The organism is Streptomyces kurssanovii (genome assembly GCF_040677245.1).
Classification (GTDB): Bacteria; Actinomycetota; Actinomycetes; order Streptomycetales; family Streptomycetaceae; genus Streptomyces; species Streptomyces kurssanovii.
This window is the reverse complement of sequence record NZ_JBFAQK010000046.1, coordinates 14,748-19,431: the sequence shown is the minus strand read 5'-3', so window position 1 is coordinate 19,431 and position 4,684 is coordinate 14,748. Positions and strand designations below refer to the sequence as shown.

The window sequence follows — 4,684 nt, the reverse complement described above, 5'->3', positions numbered from 1 at the left end:
GAGGACGAACCGAGACCATGACAGAGGAAGAGATCTTCGCCGTCATCCGCGCCCAGATCGTCGACGTACTGCCCGAGACGGCCGGCATCGACATCACCCTCGACCACAGCATGCGCGACCTGGGCGCCAACTCCATCGACCGCATGGACGTGGTGATCGCGGCCCAGGACGAGCTCGGCATCACCGTGCCGGGCGCGGCCCTCACCCGGGCCGAGGACCTGCGCTCGCTGGTCGCCGTCTTCCGCTCGCACCTGAGCACCCACGCGTGAGCGCGCTGCCCGGCCCCGTGGCCGTCACCGCCGCCGCGGTCCTCACCCCGCTCGCCGAGGACATGGACGGCTTCACCGCCGCCCTGCTCGCCGGCCGCAGCGCGGTGACCCTCGGCGGCGAGGACACCGGCGCCCTGCCCGTCGCCGCCCTCGACGGCTTCGACCTGGCCGCCTGGGCCGAGCGGCACCTGCCGGGCGAGGACGCCACCGCGGCCCGGCTGCGCAAGGTCGCCGGCCGGGCCGCGCTGCCCGCCCGCACCGCCGCCTGCGTCGCGCTGCGCGCCGTGCGCGACGCGCGGCTGACCGGGGAGCAACTCGCCGACGGCACCGCGCTGATCGTCGCCGGCAGCAACCTCGCCCTCGCCCACCAGGCGGCAACCGTCCTGGGCCACGACCGGGCGCCCGGCCGGCTGCGCGCCTCCTACGCGCTGACCCACCTCGACGTGGACACGGTCGGCGCGGTCAGCGAGCTCACCGGCATCCGCGGCGAGGGCTGGGCGCTGGGCGGCGCGTCGGCCAGCGGCACCCTCGCCCTGATCCAGGCCGCCCGCACCGTCGCCGCCGGCTGGGCCGAACGCGTCCTGGTCGTCGCCCCGGCCGCCGAACTGTCCCCCGTGGAGACCGAGGCGCTGCGCCGCACCGGCGCGATGGCCCACGAGCACTTCCGTGACGAACCCGCCCGGATGTGCCGGCCCTTCGACGCCGCCCGCCAGGGCTTCGTCCGCGGCGAGGGCGCCGCCGCGCTCGTCCTGGAGCACCCGCACGCCGCCCGCCGCCGCGGCGCCCCGGTCCTGGCCGAGATCACCGGGCACGGCCAGCGCCTGGACGCCCGGCGCGGCACCGAACCCGACGCCGACGGCCAGGCCGCCGCGATGCGCGCGGCCCTGGCCACCGCCGGCCTCGAGCCCGCCGACATCGACTACGTCAACGCGCACGGCACCGGCTCCGTCCTGGGCGACACCACGGAAGCGGCCTCCCTCACCGCGGTGTTCGGCCCCCGCGCCTCGCTGCGCGTCAACTCCACCAAACCGCTCACCGGCCACTGCCTGTCGGCGGCCGGCCTGATCGAGGCCGCCGCCACCGTCGCGCAACTGCGGGCGGGCACCGTCCACCCCAACGTGAACCTGGAACAGCCCGACACCGCCGTGCCGCTGGCCGGCCGCACCGCCGAACACCTGCCGCTGCGCACCGCGCTCAGCAACAGCTTCGCCTTCGGCGGCATCAACGCCTCCGTGGTGATCCGCCTCCCCGCCCCCCGGCCCTGAAACAACCAGAACCTGTAGTTACGGAGAAGACATGAAGCAGGTCGGCATCGAAGCCATCAACGCCTACTGCGGTGAGACCTACATCGACGTGCCGACCCTGTTCGCGGCCCGCGGCCTCGACGACAGCCGGATCGGCAACCTGATGATGGCCCGCAAGAGCGTCGCACTGCACTGCGAGGACGCCGTGTCCTTCGCCGTCAACGCCGCCAAACCCATCATCGACGCCCTCACCGACAGCGAACGCGACGCCATCGAACTGCTCATCGTCGGCACCGAGTCGGGCGTCGACTTCGGCAAGTCACTGGCCACCTACGTCCACGACCACCTCGGACTGCCCCGCAGCTGCCGCCTGTTCGAAACCAAACAGGCCTGCTACAGCGGCACCGCCGCCCTGCAGATGGCCGCCGCCACCGTCGCCGCCAGCCCCTTCGAAGGCACCAAGGCCCTGGTCATCAGCAGCGACGTGGCCCGCCCCGTCCCGCACACCTATGTCGAACCCAGCCAGGGCGCCGGCGCGGTGGCCATGCTCGTCGGCGACCGTCCCGTCGTCGCCGCCTTCGACCCCGGCGCCAACGGCTTCCACTCCTACGAGGTCATGGACACCTGCCGCCCCGACCCCGAGGCCGAGGCCGGCGACACCGACCTGTCCCTGCTCACCTACATCGACTGCCTCAAGGGCTCCTTCACCGACTACGCCCGCAAGGTCGAGGGCGCCGACTTCCTCGACACCTTCGACCTGCTCGCCATGCACACCCCCTTCCCCGGCATGGTCAAGGGCGCCCACCGGGCCGCCCTGCGGAAACTGAAGAAAGGCCTGGCACCCCAGGCCGTCGAGGACGACTTCACCACCCGCCTCGGCCCGGCGATCCAGTACCCGCAGCAGGTCGGCAACATCTACGCCGGCACCGTCCACCTCGCCCTCGCCTCCACCATCGACAACGCGGTCATCGACCGCGAACACCGCGTCGGTGTCTTCTCCTACGGCTCCGGCTGCGCCTCCGAGTTCTACAGCGTCACCATCACCCCCCGGTCCCAGGCCGCCGTACGCGCCATGGGCATCCGCGAAGCACTCGACGCCCGCTACGAGCTGAGCATGGACGAGTACGACGCGCTGCTCACCGCCACCGCGGAACTCAAGTTCGGCATGCGGGACTTCACCTTCGACCTCGACCGCTTCCCGCAGATCACCAAGGAACGCTTCACCGGCGGACGCCGCCTCGTGCTCGCCGCGGTACGCGACTACCACCGCGAGTACGTGTGGCTCGACGGAGGCACCCGATGACCGCCGTCACCCTCACCCGCGCCCGCGGCGTCATCCGCGCCCGCCTCGACGCACCCGAACGCCGCAACGCCATCACCCCCCTGCTCCTGGACAACCTCCACGCCGCCCTCGACGCCGCGGAGGCCGACACCGGCTGCCGCGTCCTGGTCCTGTCCGCGAGCGGCGACGACTTCTGCGCCGGGACCGACCTGTCGGGCGGCGTGCCCGACACCCTGCCCGCCCCCGGCGACACCGGCGAACTCCCGTACTGGCGGCTGCTGGAACGTCTCACCGCCACCCCCGTCGTCACCGTCGCCCTCGTCGACGGCCACGCCCACGCCGGCGGCGTGGGACTGGCAGCCGCCTGCGACCTGGTCATCGCCGGCCCCCGCGCCCGCTTCCGGCTCACCGAGGCCCTGGTCGGCCTCGTGCCCGCCATGGCATGGCCGTTCGTGGCCCGCCGCACCGGCGAGCAGCGCGCCTTCACCGCGACCCTGCTCGCCGAGGACCTGGACGCGGCCGCCGCCCACGCCTGCGGCCTGGCCGACGAGGCCACCGACGACGCCGAAGGCACACTGCGCCGCACCCTGGTCCACCTCAGCCGCGTCGACCGGTCCACCACCGGCGCGCTCAAGACCTGGCGGACACGGCTCTTCCCCCGCGACGAACACCTCGGCGCCGACGCCGCACACACCTTCCTCACCCGCCTCACCGACCCCCACGTCCACCGGCTCCTCGGCCGCGTCACCACCCCGGAGCGTGCCGCATGACCACGACCAGCGCCGCCGCGCCCGTCGTACGGCTGAGCAGGGAAGGACCCGTGGCCGTCGTCACCCTCGACGACGCCGAGGGCCGCAACACCTTCTCGCCCGCCCTGACCGCACAACTCGTCGACCGCGTCGAACGCGCCGCCGCCGACCCCGAGACCCGCGCCGTCCTGATCGAAGGCCGCCCCGAACTGTTCTGCGCCGGCGGCACCCAGCGCGAACTGGCCAACTTCGCCCGCGGCAACGCCACCTTCGACACCGACGACTTCTTCCGCGTCTTCGCCCGCTGCCCCCTGCCGGTGATCGCCTCCCTCCAGGGCCACGCCATCGGCGGCGGCCTCGTCCTCGCCCTCTACGCCGACTTCGCCGTCTTCAGCGAACGCTCCCTGTACGCGGGCAACTTCATGCGCTACGGATTCACCCCCGGCATGGGCGCCACCCACCTCTTCCCGGCCCGCTTCGGCCGCGAACTGGGCACCGAGATGCTCTACACCGCCCGCAACTACCGCGGCGCCGAACTCCGCGAACGCGGCGCCCCCGTCCGCGTCGTGCCCCACGCCGACGTCCCCCGCACCGCACGGGAGCTGGCCCGGTCGGTGTGCGGGCCGCCGCGCACCTCGGTCGAACTCCTCAAACAGGAACTGGCCGCGCCGCTGCTGGCCGCCACCACCGAGGCGATAGCCCGCGAGGCCGACCTGCACCGCACCAGCTTCCGGCTGCCCGAGGTGCTCGACCGCATCGAAGCCGCATACGGCGACACCGGCCGCTGACCGCACGACCGCCCGCCCCCTGCCACGCGAGGACCCGAGGGAACCGATGGACGCGAAAGAGATCCTGACCCGATACAAGAACGGCACCCTGGACACCGCGTCCGCCACCGCCCTCCTCCACCCCACCACCACCCCGGCGCCTGCCGCGCCTGCGCCTGCGGCGCCCGGTGCGGGCGAGGCCCCGTCGCGTCCCGCGCCCGCGGCGCCCGGCGGCGTGGACCGTGACCGCGCCGCCGCGTTGCTGCGGGCGGCAGCGGGGGAGCGGCACCCTGATGGCGGCCCAGCGGCCGGTTCGTCAGACGCCCCGTCACATTTCGGCCCTGCCCGCCCCGTTGCCGTGGGCCGGGCCGAT

The 4,684-nt window shown here is 73.8% G+C and carries 5 protein-coding genes; all 5 read left to right on the top strand.

Features of this window, described 5'->3' with window-relative positions; translation table 11 throughout:
- The first annotated feature begins 17 nt into the window (after window positions 1-17).
- Genes AB0K36_RS25780 through AB0K36_RS25760 form a run of 5 tightly spaced genes read left to right on the top strand, consistent with a single transcriptional unit; the run spans window position 18 to window position 4,332 of the window.
- Complete coding sequence (locus tag AB0K36_RS25780) at window positions 18-269, top strand: acyl carrier protein (RefSeq protein ID WP_005321585.1); 252 nt, start codon at window positions 18-20, stop codon at window positions 267-269.
- Entirely contained in the window at window positions 266-1,534 is a 1,269-nt protein-coding gene (locus AB0K36_RS25775) for a beta-ketoacyl synthase N-terminal-like domain-containing protein (RefSeq protein WP_364598729.1), read from the top strand. The genes AB0K36_RS25780 and AB0K36_RS25775 overlap by 4 nt, the downstream gene beginning before the upstream one ends.
- A gap of 31 nt (window positions 1,535-1,565) precedes the next feature.
- A complete protein-coding gene (locus AB0K36_RS25770; protein ID WP_364598726.1) occupies window positions 1,566-2,816 on the top strand; it encodes a hydroxymethylglutaryl-CoA synthase family protein in 1,251 nt (416 codons plus the stop codon).
- Window positions 2,813-3,565 (top strand): enoyl-CoA hydratase/isomerase family protein, encoded by a 753-nt coding sequence (locus AB0K36_RS25765; RefSeq protein ID WP_364598723.1) that lies wholly within the window; start codon window positions 2,813-2,815, stop codon window positions 3,563-3,565. The genes AB0K36_RS25770 and AB0K36_RS25765 overlap by 4 nt, the downstream gene beginning before the upstream one ends.
- Window positions 3,562-4,332, top strand: coding sequence for a polyketide synthase (locus AB0K36_RS25760; protein ID WP_364598720.1), 771 nt, complete (start codon window positions 3,562-3,564; stop codon window positions 4,330-4,332). The genes AB0K36_RS25765 and AB0K36_RS25760 overlap by 4 nt, the downstream gene beginning before the upstream one ends.
- The last annotated feature ends 352 nt before the right edge of the window (window positions 4,333-4,684 follow it).

Coding starts and splice junctions, on each gene's coding strand:
- AB0K36_RS25780 (WP_005321585.1), top strand. CDS start 18: ATGACAGAGGAAGAGATCTTCGCCGTCATCCGCGCCCAGATCGTCGAC.
- AB0K36_RS25770 (WP_364598726.1), top strand. CDS start 1,566: ATGAAGCAGGTCGGCATCGAAGCCATCAACGCCTACTGCGGTGAGACC.
- AB0K36_RS25765 (WP_364598723.1), top strand. CDS start 2,813: ATGACCGCCGTCACCCTCACCCGCGCCCGCGGCGTCATCCGCGCCCGC.
- AB0K36_RS25760 (WP_364598720.1), top strand. CDS start 3,562: ATGACCACGACCAGCGCCGCCGCGCCCGTCGTACGGCTGAGCAGGGAA.